This window comes from Bacillus sp. FSL W8-0920, assembly GCF_038593215.1.
GTDB lineage: Bacteria > Bacillota > Bacilli > Bacillales > Bacillaceae > Bacillus > Bacillus pumilus.
This window is the reverse complement of sequence record NZ_CP151974.1, coordinates 3663618-3686200: the sequence shown is the minus strand read 5'-3', so window position 1 is coordinate 3686200 and position 22583 is coordinate 3663618. Positions and strand designations below refer to the sequence as shown.

Annotated in this window: 20 protein-coding genes; 10 read left to right on the top strand and 10 right to left on the bottom strand. The window is 41.7% G+C overall.

The genetic code is table 11. The features are described 5' to 3' along the window. Positions 1–81: 81 nt before the first annotated feature. The 4 genes from NSS78_RS18960 (at position 82) to NSS78_RS18945 (ending at position 3083) form a co-directional block, all read left to right on the top strand. A complete protein-coding gene (locus tag NSS78_RS18960; RefSeq protein WP_003215145.1) occupies positions 82–420 on the top strand; it encodes a zinc ribbon domain-containing protein YjdM in 339 nt (112 codons plus the stop codon). 326 nt (positions 421–746) lie between these two features. Next, positions 747–1676 (top strand): ABC transporter ATP-binding protein, encoded by a 930-nt coding sequence (locus NSS78_RS18955; protein ID WP_212045746.1) that lies wholly within the window; start codon positions 747–749, stop codon positions 1674–1676. Continuing rightward, positions 1673–2626 (top strand): ABC transporter permease, encoded by a 954-nt coding sequence (locus tag NSS78_RS18950; RefSeq protein WP_003214722.1) that lies wholly within the window; start codon positions 1673–1675, stop codon positions 2624–2626. The genes NSS78_RS18955 and NSS78_RS18950 overlap by 4 nt, the downstream gene beginning before the upstream one ends. 28 nt (positions 2627–2654) lie before the next feature. Then, entirely contained in the window at positions 2655–3083 is a 429-nt protein-coding gene (locus NSS78_RS18945) for a DUF4064 domain-containing protein (protein ID WP_003214965.1), read from the top strand. Between the two features lie 45 nt (positions 3084–3128). On the opposite strand, the gene NSS78_RS18940 is transcribed toward NSS78_RS18945, so the two are convergent. The 7 genes from NSS78_RS18940 to NSS78_RS18910 all read right to left on the bottom strand — a co-directional run bounded on the left by NSS78_RS18940 (position 3129) and on the right by NSS78_RS18910 (position 12720). Then, positions 3129–4457 (bottom strand): citrate:proton symporter, encoded by a 1329-nt coding sequence (locus NSS78_RS18940; protein ID WP_003214912.1) that lies wholly within the window; start codon positions 4455–4457, stop codon positions 3129–3131. A 298-nt stretch (positions 4458–4755) separates the two neighbouring features. Beyond that, a complete protein-coding gene (locus NSS78_RS18935; RefSeq protein ID WP_342468250.1) occupies positions 4756–6822 on the bottom strand; it encodes a beta-galactosidase in 2067 nt (688 codons plus the stop codon). Positions 6823–6845: 23 nt separating this feature from the next. Continuing rightward, positions 6846–8054 carry a glycosyl hydrolase 53 family protein gene (locus NSS78_RS18930; RefSeq protein ID WP_137054148.1) on the bottom strand — a complete coding sequence of 403 codons (1209 nt, stop codon included), beginning with the start codon at positions 8052–8054 and terminating at the stop codon, positions 6846–6848. Positions 8055–8065: 11 nt separating this feature from the next. After that, complete coding sequence (locus NSS78_RS18925; protein WP_003215217.1) at positions 8066–8908, bottom strand: ABC transporter permease subunit; 843 nt, start codon at positions 8906–8908, stop codon at positions 8066–8068. 1 nt (position 8909) lies between these two features. Continuing rightward, entirely contained in the window at positions 8910–10148 is a 1239-nt protein-coding gene (locus tag NSS78_RS18920; protein ID WP_080984766.1) for a sugar ABC transporter permease, read from the bottom strand. Between the two features lie 138 nt (positions 10149–10286). Beyond that, positions 10287–11552, bottom strand: a complete 1266-nt coding sequence (locus NSS78_RS18915) for an extracellular solute-binding protein (protein WP_327839451.1) — start codon at positions 11550–11552, stop codon at positions 10287–10289. A gap of 172 nt (positions 11553–11724) precedes the next feature. Continuing rightward, on the bottom strand, positions 11725–12720 hold the full coding sequence (locus NSS78_RS18910) for a LacI family DNA-binding transcriptional regulator (protein WP_322000033.1): 996 nt from the start codon (positions 12718–12720) through the stop codon (positions 11725–11727). Positions 12721–12892: 172 nt separating this feature from the next. On the opposite strand from NSS78_RS18910, the gene NSS78_RS18905 reads away from it, so the two are divergent. Then, entirely contained in the window at positions 12893–13792 is a 900-nt protein-coding gene (locus tag NSS78_RS18905) for a LysR family transcriptional regulator (RefSeq protein ID WP_003214942.1), read from the top strand. A gap of 222 nt (positions 13793–14014) precedes the next feature. Here the strand turns inward: NSS78_RS18905 and NSS78_RS18900 are convergent, their stop codons facing one another. The 3 genes from NSS78_RS18900 to NSS78_RS18890 all read right to left on the bottom strand — a co-directional run bounded on the left by NSS78_RS18900 (position 14015) and on the right by NSS78_RS18890 (position 17681). After that, entirely contained in the window at positions 14015–15691 is a 1677-nt protein-coding gene (locus NSS78_RS18900) for a hypothetical protein (protein ID WP_268459066.1), read from the bottom strand. Positions 15692–15773: 82 nt separating this feature from the next. Then, entirely contained in the window at positions 15774–16184 is a 411-nt protein-coding gene (locus NSS78_RS18895) for a hypothetical protein (protein ID WP_327839452.1), read from the bottom strand. Between the two features lie 12 nt (positions 16185–16196). Continuing rightward, entirely contained in the window at positions 16197–17681 is a 1485-nt protein-coding gene (locus NSS78_RS18890; protein WP_309216100.1) for a lipase, read from the bottom strand. A gap of 129 nt (positions 17682–17810) precedes the next feature. On the opposite strand from NSS78_RS18890, the gene NSS78_RS18885 reads away from it, so the two are divergent. The 5 genes from NSS78_RS18885 to gntK all read left to right on the top strand — a co-directional run bounded on the left by NSS78_RS18885 (position 17811) and on the right by gntK (position 22576). Continuing rightward, positions 17811–18317: a DUF1433 domain-containing protein gene (locus NSS78_RS18885; RefSeq protein ID WP_050944594.1), complete on the top strand. Its 507-nt coding sequence runs from the start codon at positions 17811–17813 to the stop codon at positions 18315–18317. Between the two features lie 58 nt (positions 18318–18375). Further along, positions 18376–18861, top strand: a complete 486-nt coding sequence (locus NSS78_RS18880) for a DUF1433 domain-containing protein (protein ID WP_253621998.1) — start codon at positions 18376–18378, stop codon at positions 18859–18861. Between the two features lie 97 nt (positions 18862–18958). Continuing rightward, positions 18959–19894 (top strand): nucleoside hydrolase, encoded by a 936-nt coding sequence (locus tag NSS78_RS18875; RefSeq protein WP_268459071.1) that lies wholly within the window; start codon positions 18959–18961, stop codon positions 19892–19894. A 94-nt stretch (positions 19895–19988) separates the two neighbouring features. Beyond that, complete coding sequence (locus tag NSS78_RS18870; RefSeq protein WP_044140358.1) at positions 19989–20846, top strand: MurR/RpiR family transcriptional regulator; 858 nt, start codon at positions 19989–19991, stop codon at positions 20844–20846. Between the two features lie 185 nt (positions 20847–21031). Then, on the top strand, positions 21032–22576 hold the full coding sequence (gene gntK, locus NSS78_RS18865) for a gluconokinase (RefSeq protein ID WP_309216099.1): 1545 nt from the start codon (positions 21032–21034) through the stop codon (positions 22574–22576). Positions 22577–22583 lie beyond the last annotated feature (7 nt).

Here is a 22583-nt window from a genome sequence, read left to right as displayed (position 1 = left end):
TGTTTCCTTTTCTATCACATTCTTTCTATAGAAATGTGGTAAAATTGTATGAAATGCTATAGAAAGTTGGAGGAAACACAAATGTCTAATCTACCAAATTGTCCTTCATGCAGTTCAACGTATACTTATGAGGATGGCAGTCTGCTGGTTTGTCCTGAATGTGCGCATGAATGGTCACTTGAACAAGAACAAGCGGCAGAGGAGCAGCTTGTGGTCAAAGATGCGAATGGGAATCTATTAAGTGATGGGGATACGGTCACTGTCATTAAAGATTTAAAAGTAAAAGGCTCTTCTTCCGTTTTAAAAATAGGAACGAAGGTCAAAGGCATTCGTTTAGTGGAAGGCGATCATAACATTGATTGTAAAATTCCTAGCTTTGGCGCAATGAAGTTAAAATCAGAGTTTGTGAAAAAGGTATAATAACGAAAGGAGGCTGTCAGTAGAGGCCTCTTTTTCATTTCTTTATTTATAGGTGAAAGGAATAATCTTAAAAAAAATTCCATACATATATACCTGTTGAAAAAGGTTCATTTTTAAAAAATCAAGCCTCTTTTCACATAAAAAATTGTTGTTTTCTTAACCCTACCTTAAAAAAGGCAGAGGATTCTCTAAATTTTCCCTAATCCCCTTCACAACTTTTGGGCATTGCTGTACCATATGGAAGTGTTCTTCTATTTTTAACGGATCATGGTGTTTATCAGGGAATAAGATGATAGATGATACTTAGACAAAGAAGGAGAGGTAACGTGACGAACGTTTTAGAACTGCATAATGTATCTAGGCATATTCACGGGAAAAAGATCGTTCAAGACTTGAGCTTTTCTGTCCAAGCAGGCGAAGTCTTTGGCTTCTTAGGACCAAACGGCGCAGGGAAAACAACAACCATTCGTATGATGGTCGGTCTTTCTCCAATTACATCTGGTGACATTCTGATTAATGGCCATAGTATTCAATCCTCATATCAGCATGCCATCCAAGATGTTGGTGCCATTATTGAAAACCCAGAAATGTATAATCATTTAACGGCAAGACAAAATCTTGTTCACTTTGCTAGAATGAATGGGAAAGTGGATGAAGGACGAATTGATGAGCTGCTAGAGCTGGTCAGCTTACAGCACGTGAAACATAAGCGTGTCCGAACGTTTTCATTAGGCATGAAGCAGCGTTTAGGCATTGCGCAAGCACTTATACATAGACCAAAACTACTGATATTAGATGAGCCGACCAATGGACTTGATCCAGAGGGAATTCGCATGATACGAGATTACTTGAGAAGGCTTGCAAAGGAAGAAGGGCTAGCTGTCATTGTTTCAAGTCACCTCATGTCAGAAATGGAACTGATGTGTGATCGTTTTGCGATTATCCAAAAAGGAAAGCTGATTGCGATTGAGGATCAGCGTGCAGAGACGAATCAAGACGATTTGGTCAATTACCGAATGAAGGTCGCATCTGGTGAGCTGGCAGAAGCCCAGAAACTCATTGGTATATTTGAGGAAGGCACGACTGTAAGAGAAGAGGAGCAGTATTTATTCTTCTCCTTGTCAGAAGAGAAAATGCCGGAATTGATTCGTCATTTGAGCGGCGCGTCCATTCATTTGTACGAAATCAAAATAGAAAAGCAAACCTTAGAAGATAAGTTCTTAAGCTTAACAGGTAAAAAGGAGGCAGACGTATGATACGCCTCATTCAAAACGAGTGGATGAAGATCAGTTATCGTGTTGGAACTTGGATTATGGTTGGACTTCTTGTTTTAGGTATGATTGCTACACTGATCTTTGTAGTGAAAACAAATGACAAAGATCAAGCTTCAGGTGAATGGAAAACTCAGCTAGAAATGATGAATACGGAGAACAAGAAAGAGCTCAAAGAGACAGAGAATGGTTTCTTTAAAAGAAGCCTTGAAAAAGAGATCGCTATTAATGATTATCGAATCAAGCATAACTTGCCGCCAGCTGATCAGTTTAGCCACAGTGTATGGGATTATGTGAAAACAAACGCCAATTTACTTCAGCTAGTAGGTGTGTTTGTGATCATTATTGCTTCCACTATTGTGTCGGCTGAATACAAGCATGGTACAATCAAATTATTATTGATTCGTCCACCATCAAGGCTAAAGATCCTAATATCTAAATATATTACAGTACAGCTGTATGCTCTTTTACTTGTTGTGGTGCTATTTATCTTGTCCTTCATATTGGGTGCTATTTTCTTTGGACTTAGCACTGATTATGTGAATTTGGTGTATCACAATGGTGAAGTGATTGAACGTTCGCAGTTTGCAAATATGATCTATTATTATCTTGCTCATTGTGCAATGTTTGTCGTTTTGGGAACCCTTTCGTTCGCCATTTCTACAGTATTTAGAAGTGAAGCCATCTCCATTGCCATTAGTGTGTTAGCTTATATTGTGGGTGGATCAGTTACAGGTATTTTAATGCTCTTCTTTGATTGGTCAAAATATTTGTTATTTGCAAACGATCCATCCCAATACTTTATGGAACAGGTTACTCTTATCGAAGGTATGTCTCTAGGATTCTCATTAATCGTCCTAGTCATCTATTGGGCTATTTTCTTGGCCATTGCCTTAATTGTCTTCCAAAAACGAGAAGTGAAAACAGGCAGTTAAATTTTAAAAATTTTTAGGAGGTTTACACATGATTAGTCGTAAAGGTGAAAAAATTATGGGGATTATTAGTATTGTCCTCAATGCCATTGGTGTTGGATTTGGAGCATTAATCCTCTCGGTAGGTCCATCATTTTATAATGAAATTAATGAAGTGCTACAAGAGGAAGGCGAAACATTACCGATTGAAACGCTTCAAGCTTCAGTTAATGCATTTGGTACGCAGTTTATGGTCGTTTCTGGAATTGCAGCAGTGCTATCGATTGTCGGTGTTATTCTCTTGAAAACAGACCGCCGTGCCGTGATTTCAGGTGTTCTTTTCTTGGTGTCTGCTGTGACTCTTTTAATTGGAACAATCGGTCTTGCATTCGCTCCAATGGTTCTATTGTTTATCATTGGATTAATGTCTCTTATTAGAAAGCCGAATACAGACATTCACACAAGTGAATATCCTTCATAATACAAAGAAAAAGACATGCGTCGTTGTACGCATGTCTTTCTTTTTTTAAATGATACCGATTAGCATCGCCACGAACAGAAGGATAATACTGAATCCCCACATCCAAAAGAAGGAGTAGCGGATATGTTTCCCCATATCCACCCCTGCCAGGCCTACAGCGAGCCAAACAGCAGGTGCAAGCGGACTGACAAAGGTTCCGATAATATTCCCAATCATCATGGCATATGCCGCTGAAGTACCAGATACGCCAACCTCAGATGTAATGGATTCAACAATTGGCAGAAGGGCGTAATAATAGGCGTCTGTACTAGTCAGCATATCGAGCGGCACTCCAAGCATCCCGACAATAATATGTAAAAATGGCAGTAAGAAAGCTGGTAAAATATGAATACTGTCGACCGCAATGGCTTTCAGCATCCCTGTACCTTCAAGAATTCCTAAAAATGAACCTGCGGAGAAAATAACAGCCGCCATCATCAGTGCACTAGGTGCGTGCGCCTTGATTCTTTCCATCTGTAAATTTACATTCGGAAAGTTAATCAACAGTGCTAGTGACAGGCCAATCATAAACATATAACTAGCAGGAATTACGTTTAACACGAGAAGTACCACAACACAGACAAATAGAATAAGGTTCACCCAGATGAGATGATAACGCTTTAAAGAAGCGTCACCTGTTTCGCTAATAGACTGAATGGCACGATCCCAATCGGCGCCTTCTAGTTGAACAGCAGCTACTTCGTTTGCAGCAATTTTCACCCGAATTCGTTTTTCTTCCCTCTTTCCTAAAAAGAACGCCATTCCTAACACGAGCACCACCCCAATGAGCTGGATCGGAATAAGCGGCACCCAGAGTTCAGATGGATCCATATTCAAGACGCTTGCTGCCCGTCCAGTCGGACCAGCCCAAGGAATCATATTGGTTAATCCAGCACTCGTCCCAATTAATAACAGCAGCAAGTAAGGACTCATATGTAATTTTTTATAAAGTGGCAGCAGTGCAGGTACAGTTAATAAAAAGGTTGTAGCCCCTGCTCCATCTAAGTGAGCAATGATCCCAATTAAAGCAGTTCCCATTGCAACTGTGACAACATTTCCTTTTGTCAGCTTAATTAATGCTTTAATTACAGGTTCAAAGAACCCTGTATCTTGTAAAATGCCGAAAAATAAAATGGCGAAGATAAACATGGTCGCCACCGGCAATACTTTGATAATTCCTTCTTCAAAAAAGGTTTGAATGTCATTTATCCCAAATCCCGCAATCAGTGCTCCTATTAAAGGCACCATGACCATGGCGACAATTGGACTTGCTTTCCCCCAAATCAGCAATACAACAATCGTTAAAATAATCAACAATCCAACAAGCGTTAACATAAGACCCTCCCCCTACAATAAACCGTTTACATTTGTTTGCTCTTTTTATCACAATGCAGTCCCACAGCTGCATTGAAAAAAAGGGTATCAAAAATATGAGCATTAGGCAACCGCTTTCATACCTATACAATGGTAAAAAAGGATGGTGAATCCATTCGTGGTGCGGTATCAAACATGTCAAAAAATTTAGATAAAATATAAAGGTTCATATACATTTCTACTAATAAATATATTTATATAGGTATTTAGATTTATCTAAATAAAAAGAAGCGTCCAATGAATGAACACTTCTTTTAAATTATTTTTTCAAGATGATGTACTCGTAAGGATCAAGCTGAAGCTTCTCTGGCACCTGCTCATCAGTCAGGATATTTTCATAGCTTTCCGCTGAATCTAGTGATATGTTCTGCTGCTCTTCTGTAAAATTCATCATAAACACATATTCCTGAGTGCCATCTGTTCGTTTTTGTACACTGACTCCCTCTGGAATCACCGCTGATAGGACGGGCTGTATCTCCATTTCTGCGATGAGTTCCTCGTAAAACTCATCATAAAAAATCTGCTCATTTTCGGAAGCCATATAGTATGCTTTTCCATCTCCAAAAGGATGGACAGTCAGGGCTGGCTGTCCTTCGTAGCAGCCGTTCTCAAAATGTCCTAACACAGAGGCCGTTTCAGGATGAATGGATTCGCAATATTGCCCGACATGGTAGGTGCGTCCATTTCCTGTGGTCATTAATACATGTTCATCTGGCATCAATGTGTTGATTTCCTCAGCCCAAATGCCAAGTACATGGCGGAGAGGACCGGGGAAACCGCCGAGGAAACAGAGGTCGTTTTCATCGACCATGCCGCTCCAGTACGTTGCCACAAAAATGCCGCCCTCTTTGACAAATGCTTCGATCTTTTCTGCCACGCCTGGTTTGATCATGTAGAGCATTGGACCAACGAGCACACGATAGGATGAGAAATCCTTTTCCATGCCGACAATGTCAACAGGAATGCCTTTTTTCCAAAAGCTTCGATAGTGAGTTTGACAAGCCTCTACATAGCGTTTGTTTGTATTATTTAAGCCTTGTGCATCATCAATGGCCCAGTGGTTTTCCCAATCGTATATGATGGCGACTTCTGGTTGAACGGATGTCCCCGCGATGGGTTGCAGCTGCTCCAGCTGTTTCCCTAGATCAGCGACCTCTTGAAACACTCGCGTATGTTCATGTCCGGAATGATCGACTACCGCGCCATGGAATTTCTCAGAGGCACCTCGACCCTGTCTCCACTGGAAATAAAGCACTGAGTCTGATCCGTGGGCAATCGCCTGCATAGCAGACAGATGAGCCATTCCTTGATGTTTGACTTTATTCACATCATGCCAATTCACGAGGCTAGGCGTGCTTTCCATCACGAGAAATGGCTGACCGTCCTTTAATGAACGATATAAGTCGTGAACGAAGGCAACGTTTGACGCTAATTCAGCGGTTGTTTCCCTGCCGCTATGCCATGCTGGATAGCTATCCCATGAAATTACGTCGACCTCTTTTGCAAATTGATGATAATCCAGTCCAAGAAATGGGCGCATATGCGGGTAGTCGCCCATAAAGTTGGTGGTCACTGGAATATGGGGCGTCAATTCCCGAAGCGGTTCAATTTCATTTTGATAAAAATTGATCGTTTGCGCTGTGACAAAGCGTTTCCAATCTAGGTTCATCCCGTGAATCATGTGCTCCCCGTGCGGTGCAGGTGACTCGATTTGTGACCAATCACTATACGTGTGGCTCCAAAATCCTGTCCACCATGCTTGATTCAAAGCTTCAAGGTCATGATTGTACTTGTCTTTCAAAAAGTCTCGAAATGCTTCCTGGCAGAGATCACAATGACATTCGCCGCCGTACTCATTCGAAATGTGCCACATGATCAGTGCTGGGTGATCCTTGTAGCGTTCAGCGAGCAAACGATTGAGTGTATTCGTTTTTTCTCGATAAACCGGTGAGGTGAAGCAATGATTATGGCGAAGTCCATGTAAGTTACGCTGACGGTTCGCTTCGACGCGCAATACCTCTGGATATGCTTGTGACAGCCAAGCAGGTCGTGCCCCGCTTGGCGTTGCAAGAATGGCGTGTGCCCCCTGAGCTGCCAAGCGGTCCATAATGTCATCCAGCCATGCAAAATCATACTGACCTTCTTTTGGCTCTAGCTTACTCCATGCGAAAATGTTGATGGAGAATGTTTGACAATGTGCAAGCTTCATTAATCGAAAATCTTCGTCAATGATTTCTGGCATATGAAGCCATTGATCTGGATTATAATCGCCACCATGCAAAAAGCCTTTCACATTTGGGTGAACGAGTGGGTAACGCTTTCCCATTTTGTCACGTCCTATCCTTTTAATTACGGTGTCATTTGTTTAAATACGTCTAGAGAAGGCAGTGCTTTTCCGTTGAAATCAAACATCGCTTGATTTTCCCAAGCATTTCCGGCCGTACCGGTTGTTTGGATATAAGCCAGCCCATATTGACTTGACCACGGGGCGCCTTTCGCTGGGATCCAAAGCGGCTCCCAATAAAAGAAACCTTTCCCGCGATTGTTTTTCACTTGTGAAATTTTTTCTGATAGATCTCGTATAAAAGATGCCTGGCCTTGAGGTGAAGCTGGGTAGCCGGCAGTATTGACTGAATCTTGGTTAAATGAGTTTTCTAGGTTGTCGCCATTTGCTGTTGTAAAACCGTAGGCGGTTTCTACCACGATGACGTCTTTGTTATAGCGGACGCTAATATCATTCATATTGTTAGTAAGACCGCTAAATCCGCCGTCCCAATACGGGTAATAAGATAGACCGATCGTATCGAATGAGACGCCTCGTTTGTTGATTTCATCAAACCACCAGCGGGAGGCGCCATTGTCCCCACCATGGGCAAGGTGAAGCATAATTTTGATATTTGAATCGACAGAGCGGACTGCATTTGTGCCAGCCTTTAGCAAAGCGGCGAGCCGGTCAAATTCACCGCCGCCTTCACCCCAGCTTTTGCCGTTCGGCCACAGCATGCCTGAGTTCAATTCGTTTCCGACCTGTACCATGTTCGGCAGTGCATTTTGGGCTCTCATCGCTTTGAGTACATCCCCTGTGTAAGTGCCAACCGCTTTTACTAAATCGTTTTGTGAAAGAGATGCCCATGCTTTCGGTTTGAACTGTTTACCAGGATCAGTCCAGAAATCACTGTAGTGAAAATCAAGCAGCACTTTCATATTTTGTGCTTTTGCGCGTTTCGATAAAGCGATGGCTGTATTGAGATCATTTGTCCCGCCATTATAGGCACGGCCTTGATTGTCGTATGGGTGGTTCCACAGTCTAATACGCACATAGTTGACGCCTTTTTCCTTTAATAGCTTGAGCGGGTCCACCTGTTTTCCATTTTGGTCGAAGTATCTGCCGCCGCTTCTCTCCACTTCCGCAAGCATGGAGATATCGGCTCCTTTAATGAAATCACCTTGCAGTCCATTGATCGGCTGAACGGAAATTGCATCCGCTTTTGCTTCAGGTAAAATCCCTAATCCCATCAAAAAGAAAACGACAACCGTGACGAGCATCCATTTCTTCATCAAATCTCCCCTTATCCTTTTGTCCCGCCTTGTGTGAGGCCGGACACAAATTGTTTTTGTAACACAAGAAACAATAAAGCGACTGGAATCGCAATGAGTAAAGCCCCGGCTGCAAAGGTCGTGTAGCTGGCCCCCATTTTGTCTGACACAAGATTGTACAGACCGATCGGGAGTGTATACATTTCGGGTGAGCGGACAATGACACTGGAGATGATGAAATCACCCAGTGGTCCTGTAAATGAGTTGATGGCGACAACCGCCAAAATAGGTTTAGCAAGCGGCATAATAATTTGGATGAAAATTCGGAAATGCCCTGCGCCGTCCATTCTGGCTGATTCATCAAGATCCTTCGGAATCGCATCAAGATAGCCTTTCATTAAATACGTATTCATCGGAATTTGTCCGCCTGCATAAATCAAAATCAATGCAAGATGGCTGTTAATCAGCCCAAGCATTTGAGCCAAAACGAAAATCGCAATCAGCGCTGAAAATTGAGGAATCATTTGCAGCAGTAAAAAGAGCATCAGCCCATTTTTCCGTCCTTTGAAACGGAATCTAGAGAAGGCATAGCCTGTAAAGCTAACAAGAATCAGCGTTAACAGCATTGTGGCAATACTGATCTTCATGGAGTTCCAATACCATTTTGCATAAAGTGCTCCCGGGCCAAAGAAGAGCTCGGTAAAGTGACTGAACGTTGGATTCTTCGGAAACATACTTGTGCTCATAAGGCTGTTTCCAGGATTAAAGGAAGCACCGATCGTCCAAAGCAGTGGATATAGAATACAAATGGAGGCAATGAAAAGGATAAAATAAGTAATGCTCAGGCGAATGAGCTTGTTTTGTTTTGATCCCATATCACATCATGTCCTCCTCTTTGAATGAATTCGTTCTCTTAAACTGCCAGAGTGCAATGGCGATGACAAAGATTGAAAGTAAAATCGTGACAGCCGCAGCGAGTGCATATTGAGAGGACTGCATCGTGAGTTTATAAATCCAAGACACCAAGATGTCCGTTCCCCCAGCGGTTGACCCCGCAACAGGCGGTCCCCCGCCATTAAATAAGTAGATGATATTAAAGTTGTTAAAATTAAACGTATATTGTGTGATGAGGATGGGTGCAATGGAATAGAGAACAAGCGGTAACGTGATGGACCGGAATTTCTGAAAAAAATTGGCTCCATCAATGGTCGCAGCCTCATATAAATCCTCGGGAATCGCCTGCAAAACGCCTGTTGTCATAATGAAAACGAAAGGAAATCCAAGCCAAGTCTGCATCGCAATGAGGGCAATTTTGCTCCAAAATGGATCTGTTAGCCATGGTTTTGGATCAATCCCTATCGATGCAAAAAGTGTATTGTTAATGGCCCCAAATGTATCATTGAACAGTCCAGCAAACACCAAAATGGTCACAAAGCCCGGAACAGCCCAAGGGAGAATCAAAATGGTTCTAAAAAACCGTTTTCCCTTTAAATCCTTCTGATTGAGCAGAACCGCTAAAAATATGCCGAGGGCACATTGAAGGGTCGACGCGGCCAAAGTCCATACGACGGTCCAGCCAAGTACATCAATGAAGGTGTCTCTCCAAATATCAATGGAAAAGATATTTTGAAAGTTCTTGATTCCTACCCAGTCGATCAGATTGGCAGGAGGCGAGTGATATAAATCATAGTTCGTAAAGGCAAGCGCAAAGCTGAACATAATAGGAAAGACAACAGAAAATAGAAGTAAAAAGAAAGCAGGAGTGCTCATTAAGTAAGGGAAGCCTTGATCGATGAGCTGATGATATTGAGCACGGATGGAATGAAGTGGTACCCCTTGATCCCGTTTCTTTCCATTCATAAAAGCATCACGCATCATGAGTACATAAAAGCCGATACCAAAACCAGCTGTTAACAGCGCAATAATCCCCTTTGCTAAAAGAAAAACAGAGTTGTCACGAGGTAGCATTGTCCCAAGTGTGAACAGTCCCCAGAAGCCAATATTGAATAAATCATAAAATACAATCAAAAAAGCGGCGCCGAACAGGAAAAAGAGTGCCCCTTTGCCGTACTGTTTGTTGTATATCTGCCCCATCCCGGGTATAAAGGAGAACATTAGCGCCCGTCTCCGGTGTGTCTTTGATTCCACTATGTGTGTGCGGTCTAGTTCAAGGTTACCCGTCACGTCTAACACCTACTTCATATAAAATTAGATCAACTACGGGCAGTTTGATAGACTACCCGCATTTGATGGTTATTTGGAGTGATTTGCTTTAATTTGAGAGTCGATTTGATTGACCGCATCATCAAGTGCCTTTTTCACATCTGTACGACCAGTTGCAATGAGACCTAATGCACTATCAATCGGCTTCCACACCTCTTCCATTTCAGGATTGTTCGGTGTCAGTGTGGCGTATTTCGTTTGTTTAGAAACAGCATCCGCATTTGCGTTTTCCGTAATGATTGGATCTTTCATCAGTTTTTTCACTGGTGGAATTTCCTCTGTTAATTCAAAGCGCTTCTTTGAATTTTTTTCGTTCGTGATAAATTCAACAAATTTCTCAGCAAGTTCTTTATTTTTAGAATAAGAGGAGACGTTGTAGCTTTTTACACCTAAAAATGAGCTCATATGTTTTCCGTTAGGGAGTGTTGGCAGCTCGGCCACACCATAGTCAATACCCGCCTCTTTATATGGACCAAATGACCAAGGACCAGAAATGACGGCTGCTGCTTTTTTCTCTGTAAATAAGGAGTTGAGGACATTGATTCCTTGTTCACCAATGATGCCTTTCGGGAAAAGTCCTTCGCTAAAGAATTTTTGAATGTATTCTCCGCCTTGGATGGCGCCATCATTGTTCAGACCAATGTCATTGACATCATAAGAGCCATCATTTTTCTGCTTGAAAATATAGCCTCCAGATCCGCCTAAAACACTTTGTGCGTAGTAAATTTCATCCCATTTCGCAACAAAACCGTACTTTCCGTCTTTTGTCAGCTTTTTCGAAAGATCATACCAGCCATCAAGTGTCGTTGGTGCCTTTTTGACAAGATCTTTGTTATAAAAAAGGACAGTGGTTTCAACGGATTTTGGCAGACCATACAGTTTTCCATCTACCGTTTGTGATTGAATCGATTCGTCTGTGAAGGAGTTGATCACTTTTTGATCTGGCTTGATTTCCTGTAATAGCCCCTCAGTGACAGCTGATCCAATTTGATTGTGAGGCATCGTGATGACGTCTGGACCTGTCCCAGCTGCTCCATCTAGACGGAGAGCTTCGATTTGGTCGGCATAAGCTTTTTCGACCACTTTGATTTTCACATCATGTTGTTTTTCGAATTCTTTTACAGCGTCTTGAATCCCCTCAGTTTTTTTGACATCCTCCCACACTAGTAAGGTCTTTGTACCTGTAGATGCTGGCTGTGTTCCGCTTGAATTGTCATCTCCCGGTCCGCAAGCTGAAAGCAGAAGCACAGCAGTCCCAACGACTGCTGATAATGTCGCCCATTTTCCCTTTTTCATTAGTAATCCCCTCTCGTTCTTTTTTCACAGATGATAAGAAAACGCTTTCTTAATGTGAGAATATCAACTTGAGTAAAAAAAGTAAACATATTTTATTAAATTTATTAAGTAAAATTTTTTACTGATGTAGAGAGAAAAGAAGCCCTCCACATTGGATGGGGCTTCCAGTTGTTTAGATTGTACTTTTTCGAAAGACAGGTTCTGAGGCAATCAGCACAGTTTTCGGTAATGTTCTGCCGTCTACAAGTCTTTCTAACAGTAAATCAACTGCTGTTTCACAAAGTAAAGACGTGTGGATATGATACGTGGTGAGCGGTGGTGACACATATTGAGACACATGAATATCGTTGATACTAAAGACGCTCACGCGGTTCGGCAGAGAAAATCCTCGCTCATTTAATGCTTGTAAGCAGCCGATGGCAAGAGGATCACTAGCGACACAAAAAGCGGAAGGCAGGTCATCACCAAGCTCATCAATCGCCTTCATCATCAGCGCATAACCTTCATCTACTGAGAAATGGTGACCGACATAGACAAATCGTTCATCAAGGACATTGTGAGCCATCATATATTCACGGAAAGTCGTTTCTCGAATATCTGGAATATGTACATTCGTATTCAGATCTAGGTCTGTGCCGCCAATGAATCCAATGGATGTGTGCTCTTTTTCAATAAAAGAATCGATGATCTTTTCAACAATTCGTTTCAGGTTTGGCTTTACAGAATCAATACGGTCTTCATCTGGTGACGTATCAATAAAAACGATATGCTGGGTGATCTCATATAATTGGTCAAGCTCTGACGTTTTAAATCGGCCGATGGCAATGATCCCTTCTGTAGAAGGATCAATGGAGTGAAGCCCATCAGATGGATTGTAAGCGGTGACATTTAAACTCCGAGTATTGGTAAGTTCCTCAATGCCTAGACGAATGGATTTAAAATAAATATCTTCAAGCTCTTCCTTTTCGGTCATCCAATAGAGAAAGGCGATTTTTTTTAATGAATGTTTGAATGTTTTCTTTTGATAGGACAAAGCTTCAGCGGCGGCGTATACTTTCTCACGTGTTTGATCCGTGACAGATAGGTTGGGATCTTGGTTCAGTACGCGAGATACAGTCGCAATGGATAATCCAGCTTTTTCAGCAATGTCCTTTATTTTAGCTGCCAAATCAGCACCTCCTATAGAAAATATCTCCTTCTAGTATAGAGTCTTTAAAAAAATTAGTAAATATTTTTATTAAATTGTTTTCAGTTAAGCGCATCTTTACGCACTGGGAAGGAATTAGTAAGATATATATATGAAAGGTTTTGGATTAAGATTTCTGATAGGAGAGGGACCGATGTATTACGATGCACTGAAGACATTTGTGACAGTTGTGGAAGAGAAAAACTTTACAAAGGCAGCCCAAAAGCTGCGGATTTCTCAGCCAAGTGTCAGTCTTCATATTAAGAACTTGGAGCAGGAATTCCAGACCGTTCTGCTGAATCGTTCGCCAAAGCAATTAACTGTTACACCAACTGGGGATATGCTGTACCATCGATCAAAACAAATCATTCGTTTATATGAACAGGCGAAGCAGGATATTTATGAGCATCATCACCTGGCAAGAGGGAAGCTGACAATCGGGGCGAGTTTTACCATTGGAGAGTACGTGCTGCCACAAATATTGGCAGAGTTTCATCAGCTCTATCCGCATGTGGACATTGAGGTAGTCATTGATAACACAGAGGCGATCGCCAGTCATGTCCGCTTATTCCATGTCGACATCGGTTTGATCGAAGGACAGACGAATGACAAAGAACTGACAGTAGAAACTTTTCTAGAAGACGAGCTCTATATCGTCGCGCCATTAGATCACCCCTTTGCTAAGAAAAAGGATGTCACGATTGATCAATTGCAAAACGAAACATGGATCACGAGAGAAGAGGGATCAGGTACCGGAGAATACTTACAGCACGTCCTGAAATCAAATGGACTGAAAGCACGGACATTTGTGACGTTTAGCAGCAATCAAGCGATTAAAGAGGCTGTGATTCATGGAATGGGGCTTTCTGTTTTATCTAAATATGTCCTCCAACGAGGCAGCATTGGCGGTGAATTGGCTGTCATTTCTGTGAGGGGAATGGATTTCAAACGTAAATTCTCCTATGTCGAGTCACCCATGACAGGGGGAAATAAAAATAAGGAATTGCTTGTTGAATTGTTAAGGAAAGAGAGAAAAGACGCTTCTCCTCAATAGGAGAAGCATCTCAGCGTGTAGACAAACCCTCGCATTCGGTGTCAGGTCTTCGCTCCGGTGCTCACGAATGTCCAATTCGCTCCGCTCCGGTACTCGCCCTTCCTAGACTGCAAAGGTTTTCTATCACGCTGAAAAGAAGACAAAGGGCTAAAATCAAGATCATTTTAGCCCTTTGTCAATAATCTGAAAAGATGCTTCTCCTACTGAGGAGAAGCATCTTTTTTATAACCCTTTAATGTTGATCTCATCAACTGGAAGGAAGATTTCACCCGTATCTGTGTATTTCATGGTGACCTGATCGCCTTCTTTTAAATAAATGACGAGAGGTTCTTTTTCAGATGACATGGTGTAGCTTTTCCCATCGTCTAGCAGGAAGGTGACGGTTGTATAATCACCGGTCTTTTCTTTGTAGACTCGTTTGACTTTCCCTGTAGTTTCTTTCTTTTCCTGCTTAGAGGAACTGTTAACGGTACCGCCGCCTTTTTGCAGAGCTGTCTTATAGGCTCTCAGTGCTTCGTTTGGTGTTGAAGCGTACGCAGCGATTTCAGGATTGGCTGCCGAAACGATAAAGTAGTTTTGCAGGAAGCCATTTGAATCGAGAACTGGTGTGAGCCAGCTGGCTTCTCCATAGAAATTATAGAGAATCGGCATGCGGCCTTTCCATTTCTTCTCGATGAAACGTTTCTCGATAATTTGCAGAGCGCCTTGAGAATCCATGTAGGACGCTTCAAGATTTCCGGTATAATAAGTCGCTTTTCCTGTTCGGGCATTTGTCAGGGCATATCCAAGCATCGAATCAACGCCCTCTTTCGGACTTGTGAAATCTGTGAAGTAGTACATATCTCCTTTTGCATCAAACACTGGACTCACATTGGCTTCTGTTCCTTCATCTGAAGGCAGCTTCACATCTGATTTTCCAAACATACTGTTCCAGAACCCGTGAATATAGTTTCCGAAATAACTGTTTTGCAGACTGACCGCTTCTGGTGAAACAGCACCATCAATAAAAGCAGGTACTTGATCTAGAGCATATTTCTTCGTTGCACCTGTTTTGGCATCAACAACGACCACACCGGAAGCTTTAAAGCCGTTACGGGCAGAGATAAAATCGCCATACGTGCGAATGTAATAAGGCTTTCCGTCATCATTGATTTCCAGCTGTGTGTCGCCGTAGAAAATCAAATCAGGGTATTGAAGGCGAATATGACGTTCAATTTCTTTGTTGAAATAAGAGGAAGGTGTGTAAACCATCTCTGTTTTCACAAACTTTGGATTGGCAGATGAGTCGGTCGCACTTAATGTAAAGTAACCCGGCGTACTCCCTGAACGAATCCATTTAAAGAAATCCGAGAATTCCACTGGGGCGATGTACACATACTCACCGTTGACCTTCTGGATTTGCAGGCTGCCAAGCTCATAGTAGCTTGTGTTCGGAACCTGTCCGAACGATTTCTTCATTTTGTTCCGAGCAAATTGAGGCGGGACACTTGCAGGTGTTTCCGTCTCATCAAACGCTTTGATTTCGACTTTTTGATCCATTTTGGAGACATCAAATTTCTCATTCGCATTGAATAGAAAAGCTGTCGCCATATAAACACCGAGCAGTAATAAAATAAGAAACAGCACGCCTTTGATCTTACGCTCCAATCCAACTGACAAAAAGGCGCCTGCTGCTGTCACAACAAGTCCAATCAACCAGAGGGATGAAGGGTTACGATCCAAATTGGTCATATAATAGAAAACAAAAATACCGACCATGAACAGCAAAGCAAGGCCTGCAATCCACATTAGCGGAACCTGCTGTTCTGTCCCTTTCTTTCTAACGATCAACTTGAGTGGTGTGAGCAAGAGGGTCAAGACAAGACCGATCACAACCGAAAACAACAAAATATATCCCACAAACAGATCTCCTTTCAAATCAATCACTCTTTTAGTATATACGAGTGAGACGAGGAAAAGATTCATCGGACGGAAGGTTCATCTAAATGCCAATCGAGTCGATGGCGGATTGAACATCTTCTTTCAGTTCGTAAAACTTGAGTCTTTGCTCGATTTTCTCTGTTAAGGCGTCAATGGCTTGTCCTGACATATGCGTATGGATGCGCTTTTGATGTTTATACACTTTGTTCTGAAGTTCAACAATTAGATCTAAAATTTTTCCCGCTTCTTGGCGGTCTTCTGCAAATTCATGTTGAAGCTGATGCCGGATGGCTCTGATTAGCGCTGTTTTCTGCTCTTCTTTGATCTTTGCTTTCAAAGCAGCCAGCTCTGCTGGTGTCATGTCTTCAGTGTGAAAGTTTGTTTGAGAAAAGACGGAGCTTGATGTATGCGTATCTGTCATTCGTTGCAAAAAACGGTCTGCATCTGTTGGTTGTTTCTTTGAAAATTCCATTCCTCGTTCTCCTTAAGAAATGCCCATATTCTTTGCCAGGGCTGTATCTGCATCATGGTATTCTTTTCCTAGCTGGCTCATATCATCTGATATTGAGTCCAGCCACCTTTTTATATTCATCGCGCTATCAATCGCTGTATCATACTCTTTGACGGAATAGAACTCATTCTCAAGTCCCTCTGTTTTTAAGTGGCGAATTACAGCATCCACATCTGATGCCGTCAGCTGGTCATACGAACCAAAACCGACAATTTGTTTGTATCTCGAACGAACTCGTTCTACCGATTGATCCACTTTGTCATCGAGTTTCTCGATTTTGCGAATGATTTGCTGTATATGGTGCTCGGCATATGTCGAGAATTTACGACCTGTGTTCATGAGAACATGCGACTTGATTAAAATCGCCACCACACTTTGCGGGTGAACATTCGACTGACTCAATTGATGTAACATGGCGGCAGTGAGAGAAGGGTTTTTTTTCAACATATCATCAATGGTTTCAACGGAGCCATCTGATGAAAAGGCATACCGATCTAAGCCATGGCTGCCGGCGAGGGCTTCAAGGAATAAATTCGCATCCAGTGAAGGATTCACACTCATTGCCCGATTGAGGAGATCTTTCATGAATTGGACGGCTTTGGAGGAATCCTCGGAGTAATCGACGCCTTCAGGTAAAGCGGCATCATACATCACTTTCACACGACCGATTTCTGTCGTATGTCGATTTAAAAGAGAAAGCCCGTCATTGAGATTGATATATTCTGTTAATCTACTGCGGTAATCACCTTTTAATGCTTTGGCTTGGAGGCCATCCGATAGATTGGGGTAAATATTCGGATTCTCAAAGGTGACCCCGCCTTTAATAAAATCATTTTTAACAAGAACATAGGACGCATTCGACCCGCCAAGTGAATGCCCTGTCACATACATCTTGGCATTTGGCATTTTCTTATGTATTTCTTTCGCATAACGATCCGCTTGAACCATTTGATTCTCTGCACCATGTTCAAAGGGAATATTCTTAATCAAATACTTTGTATCTGATATCAGCCAATCTTGCACAATCTCATTTGTATAGGTCGTTGTCCCTGTCGCCACCTTCGTCGTGACTTCCTTTGACGTCTGTGACTGACGAAAAGGAGGCAGCTTCGTCAAAATGGTAGAAAGAAGATCATCTGACTCTTTTTTTCCATGTTTTTTAATGGTATCTTTATATTGGCCAGCGCCAATCGGTTCTGACCCGCGGTAGGCGATGACTGCGTTTTTGATTTTGGTGAGGTCTTTGCCTTTACCGGATCGAATAAAGTCATCTTTTGATACCAGAGTTAGTGAGTTAAGCCCTTTTCCTGTTTCTTTATAGTCAACGACATACATTTTTCTACCATTGCTAATTTCTATCTCTTTATAGTTCTTATAATTTTTAATAGCATAAGATTTTGATGATATTTCTTTATAGTCTTCGTCAGTAAGCTTAAATCCAGTTGACTTTGTGGTCAATATTAACACTACTGTAATATTTATCTTTGGTAATTATATTATAGAGTGGTATAAATAGCTATTATAAATCCATAGCTTATTATACAAAAAACAGCTGTATTATATCAATAAAAGGTGGATATTGTATAAATGAAAAATGTAATTAGAATTATATGTATTCTAGTTCTCATCATAGTTATCTCTGTGATTTTAATTATTCTACAATTTGATAAAAGAAAAGGATCAAACGAAGTGGGGGGTGAAAATAGCGTGGAAGAAAGAGTAAAGAGTGATCAAGAATTAGCAGAAGAGTTTGCAGAGAAGATGAAACCCAAGATTGAAGAACACTTACAGAAAAGAGATATTCATCATTTTATCAAAACCATAACATTTGAAAAAGATGTGACCATCAACCCTATGGGAGATATTACGATTGATGGATATGTAAATGATGAACCGGAGAAGTACGGATTCTCAGCTTCTTTACAATATAGAGCTAAAAAAATAGGCTCAATGAGTTTTGACTCTGATTTATCCGACCGCTTCATAGATTGGGAAGAATATAAAGATGAGCCGGAAATAAAAGAAAATTACCTTAAAAGTTTCACCAAGAAGGAACGTGAACAGTATCTGAAAGACATTGGAGAAAAAGAGTAAAACAGGTATTTACGTGCCTTTTTTATGTTTCATTCATAAAAAGGTGGAAGTGCTAGATATGAAAAATACAATAAAACTTGTATCTGTATTGATTGTGATCATCTTTTTCTCAGTAACTTCATTAATCGTTGAGCATAATAAGCTAAGTCAATCGAATGATGCGGTGCAAGAGAAAAGCGATCAAGAAAAAGCAGAAGAGTATGCAGAGAAGATGAAATCCAAAATAGAAGAACGATTACAAAATAAAGATATCCATCATTTTATAGAGAAAATAACATTCAAAAAAAAGGTAGTCATAAGTCCAATGGGATATGTAACAGTTGATGGTTATATAAATGATGAGCCTGAAAAATTTTATTTCTCAGCATCATTAATGCATAAATCTAAGGAAATTGGTTCAATGAGCTATTCTCCAGAGTTGTCTTATCGATTTAAAGACTGGGATAAATATAAAGATGAGCCTGAAATAAAGGAAAACTATCTTAAGAGACTCTCTGAAAAAGAACGCGAACAGTATCTCAAAGACATCGGAGAAAAGGAGTAATTACAAGTGTTCAACTTCTGATTATCTCCAAATCGTTAAAAAGGTATATGCTATCATTCCCCTAACAACACTTTCAAATAAGGGAGAGATTTCAATCATGGCAAATAAAAAGAAATTGATCTTGGACGTAGATACTGGAATTGATGATGCGATTGGGATTTTGCTGGCAGTGAAAAGTCAGCAGTTTGATATCTTGGGGATTACGACGGTGTGTGGGAATGTGTCTGTCGATGCGGCTACATTGAATACGTGTAAAGTGCTTGAGCTGGTTGAGGCAGATGATATTCCTGTCATCAAAGGTGCAGCAACCCCTCTTTTAAGAGCGCCCCATTATGAACATCGGGTTCACGGAGAGGATGGGATTGGCGGTGCTTTAAAGGATGCTCAGCCTAAGAAGAAAGCAGATGCTGGTTTTGCGCCTGATTTTATCATCGACCGGGTGATGCAGTATTCGAAGCAGGTTACGCTTGTGTTGACAGGACCTTTAACGAATTTAGCTCTTGCAGTGAAAAAGTGCCCTGAGCTGATTCATCACGTGAAAGAAGTCATTTTTATGGGTGGTGTCGTGCAGGGACAGGGGAACGTCACGCCGGTAGCGGAATTTAATACATATGCAGACCCAGAAGCGGCAAAGTTAGTGCTGGATGCAGGGTTCCCTTCATTGACTCAAGTGGGATTAGATGTCACGAGACAGGTCTTGCTTACGGATGAAAGAATCGAAGCGATTCAGAATGAAACGTTGGCCCATTATATTAGAGAGAGTACAAGCATTTACCGTCAGCGCTATTTTGAGCGCAATGGTGTGTGGGCGTGTGCCATGCATGATCCGCTTGCTGTCAGTCTTGCCATTGACAAGCAGCTCGTGAGCACACAGGCTTTTCATGTGGACGTCGAGACGAAGAGTGAGTTTTGTGATGGACAGATGATCTGTGATTTTCAGCATCAATGGGAGAAAGAGCGCAACGTTCAAGTGTGTACGGATGTAAATGCTGACGCTTTCTTTGATTTATTGATCAAAACAATGAACGCTTAAAAAAGAAGTCTGTGCAAACAGGCTTCTTTTTTATAAGATGGGAACATGAGGAAATGTATGCGTTCACATGAATAAGGGTGAGGAGTGAAGTCAATTGGCTTCTGTTAGTTTAAGTAGTATTGAAAAAATACGAGCAGCAAGCAGGGGATTGCCGCCAAAGCTGAAAGCAATTGCAGAGCATATTACGAGTGAGCCCCGCGACATCATCCATTTATCTATTGTCGAGCTTGCGAAAAAAACTGCAAGCTCAGAGGCAACGATTTTTCGTCTTTGTAAAAGGCTTGGATTTGAGGGCTTTCAAGATTTGAAGATTGCTATTGCCCAGGAAATAGACCAAACAAAGCCTAATTATGTAGATGAAGAAATGAGTCTTGATGATGATATGGCTATTTTTATGCAAAAGGTTTTTCAGACGAATATATCCGCTTTAAAGGATAGCTTTCAATTGTTGAATCCAGAGGATGTAGAAAAAGCCATACAAATCATTCATGAAGCAAAACGCTTAGAGTTTTATGGAAGTGGTGGATCTGGGCTCATTGCGACAGACGCTTTTCATAAATTTATGAGGACAGGCATCAACTGTATTGTTCACACAGATTCTCACTTTCAAGCGATGTCTGCTGGTCTTCTTGATCAGCACAGTACAGTGATCGGTATATCTCATTCTGGACGAAATAAAGATTTGCTCGATGCGATGAAAACAGCAAAGAGTAAAGGAGCTAAAACCATCGGTATTACAAGCTATCAGCGCTCACCATTGAGTCAGCTTGCAGATGTCACGTTGTATACTGCAACACAAGAAACGGCTTTTCGAACAGAAGCGATGTCCGCAAGACTTGCGCAGCTGACGGTCATTGACGTTCTATATTTTGCACTTGCTCACTTAAGGCAGCAGGAAACAATAACAAATTTAAAGCAAATGCGAGAAACCATTTCACAAAAAAGAGTGTAATGATTCCAAAAATAAATTTTTCTGATAATGAAAAATGCTGATGTGGTAACGATTGTGAGCTTTTTAGTGAAAATAATTTTCTTTTCGGTCGTTGAATGTCGAAAAAATTATTTTTATAATGGGATCTAACAGGCAATTCAAAAACTACATATGTGACTTCAAATCAATGATTGGGCGTGATACAGATGAAGGGGAACCAGGCGGTAATTGGTTTGGATATTGGAACAACAAGTACAAAGGCGGTTCTGTTTGGACCTCAGGGGAAGGTATTAGCGAAGCATTCAGTTCCTTATGAGCTCATTCAGCCCCAGCCAGCATGGGTTGAGCAGGACCCTGAGAAGATATTAGAAGCCGTCATTGCGAGTGTAAGAGGTGCATTGACGGAAGCAGCATTTGATGAAGAAAATCTTATAGGCATCGGGATCAGTACAGCGATGCATTCCTTAATTGTGATGGATCAGGATGGAAAGACGCTAACGAACAGTATCATTTGGGCAGATAACAGAAGTGCAGAACAAGCGAAACGAATTAAATCAGATATGGATGGATTCCACATTTATAAAAGGACAGGTACTCCGATCCATCCAATGTCACCGCTTTCAAAAATACGTTGGATCAAGGAAATGGCACCTGAAGTCTTCAAGAAGGCAGCAAAATTTATTTCGATCAAAGAATATATTCTTTATCATTTTTTCGGTCAGTATGTCGTCGATTATTCAATCGCTTCAGCAACGGGACTGTTCCAATTGGAAACGCTTCGATGGGATGAGAAGGCGCTTCGTATTGCTGGAATTGAAGCCTGTCAACTATCTGAACTTGTCCCAACGACATATCAACTGAAAGGACTTCAGCCAGAGATTGCACTGCGCATGGGCATTAAAGAAGATACACCATTTGTCATTGGTGCGAATGATGGCGTTCTAGCGAATTTAGGTGTGGGTGCGATTGGCAAAGGAGAGGTGGCTGTTACGATTGGGACAAGCGGTGCTGTCCGTACGGTTGTAGACAAACCAATTACAGATGAGCAATCAAGAACGTTCTGCTATGCCCTGACAGATAAGCATTGGGTTGTAGGAGGACCGACCAATAATGGCGGGATCATGCTGAGATGGCTGAAGGATGAATTCGGGTCATCAGAGGTGGAGGTAGCAAAGCGTCTAGGTGTGGACCCTTACGATCTGATGATGGATATCGCGGAAAAGGTTCCAGCTGGTTCTGAGGGTCTGCTGTTTCTGCCATTTTTATCAGGTGAGCGGGCACCTTATTGGAATCCAAATGCGAGAGGCACCTTCTTTGGAATCGGTCTTCAGCATAAGCGGGAGCATTTTATTAGAGCTGTGTTAGAAGGCGTCATTATGAGTGTTTTCTCGATCGGTGTTGCCTTAAGAGATTTAACCGGTTCAGCAAAGGATGTCAGAGCTTCGGGCGGATTTGCACGATCTCCGCTGTGGCGGCAAATTTTAGCGGATACGATGGGTAGAGAAGTGCTTGTTCCAGAAAGCTACGAGGCGTCAGCACTGGGGGCGGCTGTCCTTGCACTTTATAGTTTAGGTCATATGGAAGAGATAGAAGAGGTTCAAGAGTGGATTCGAATCTCTGCTCGTCATGAACCTAATATGAAGAACAATGAAACTTACATAGAGCTGTTTTATTTATATGAGCGCCTCTACGACAAACTGAAGGATGAATTTGATGTCATTAGTGCGCTGCAATTAAAACAAAATCGTTAAACATCAG

Coding starts and splice junctions, on each gene's coding strand:
- NSS78_RS18905 (WP_003214942.1), top strand. CDS start 12,893: ATGTATTACGATGCACTGAAGACATTTGTGACAGTTGTGGAAGAGAAA.
- NSS78_RS18925 (WP_003215217.1), bottom strand. CDS start 8,908: ATGGGATCAAAACAAAACAAGCTCATTCGCCTGAGCATTACTTATTTT.
- NSS78_RS18940 (WP_003214912.1), bottom strand. CDS start 4,457: ATGTTAACGCTTGTTGGATTGTTGATTATTTTAACGATTGTTGTATTG.
- NSS78_RS18935 (WP_342468250.1), bottom strand. CDS start 6,822: ATGGGAAAGCGTTACCCACTCGTTCACCCAAATGTGAAAGGCTTTTTG.
- NSS78_RS18875 (WP_268459071.1), top strand. CDS start 18,959: ATGGCAAATAAAAAGAAATTGATCTTGGACGTAGATACTGGAATTGAT.
- NSS78_RS18915 (WP_327839451.1), bottom strand. CDS start 11,552: ATGAAAAAGGGAAAATGGGCGACATTATCAGCAGTCGTTGGGACTGCT.
- NSS78_RS18880 (WP_253621998.1), top strand. CDS start 18,376: ATGAAAAATACAATAAAACTTGTATCTGTATTGATTGTGATCATCTTT.
- NSS78_RS18950 (WP_003214722.1), top strand. CDS start 1,673: ATGATACGCCTCATTCAAAACGAGTGGATGAAGATCAGTTATCGTGTT.
- NSS78_RS18895 (WP_327839452.1), bottom strand. CDS start 16,184: ATGGAATTTTCAAAGAAACAACCAACAGATGCAGACCGTTTTTTGCAA.
- NSS78_RS18960 (WP_003215145.1), top strand. CDS start 82: ATGTCTAATCTACCAAATTGTCCTTCATGCAGTTCAACGTATACTTAT.
- NSS78_RS18885 (WP_050944594.1), top strand. CDS start 17,811: ATGAAAAATGTAATTAGAATTATATGTATTCTAGTTCTCATCATAGTT.
- NSS78_RS18945 (WP_003214965.1), top strand. CDS start 2,655: ATGATTAGTCGTAAAGGTGAAAAAATTATGGGGATTATTAGTATTGTC.
- gntK (WP_309216099.1), top strand. CDS start 21,032: ATGAAGGGGAACCAGGCGGTAATTGGTTTGGATATTGGAACAACAAGT.
- NSS78_RS18920 (WP_080984766.1), bottom strand. CDS start 10,148: ATGTTCTCCTTTATACCCGGGATGGGGCAGATATACAACAAACAGTAC.
- NSS78_RS18930 (WP_137054148.1), bottom strand. CDS start 8,054: ATGAAGAAATGGATGCTCGTCACGGTTGTCGTTTTCTTTTTGATGGGA.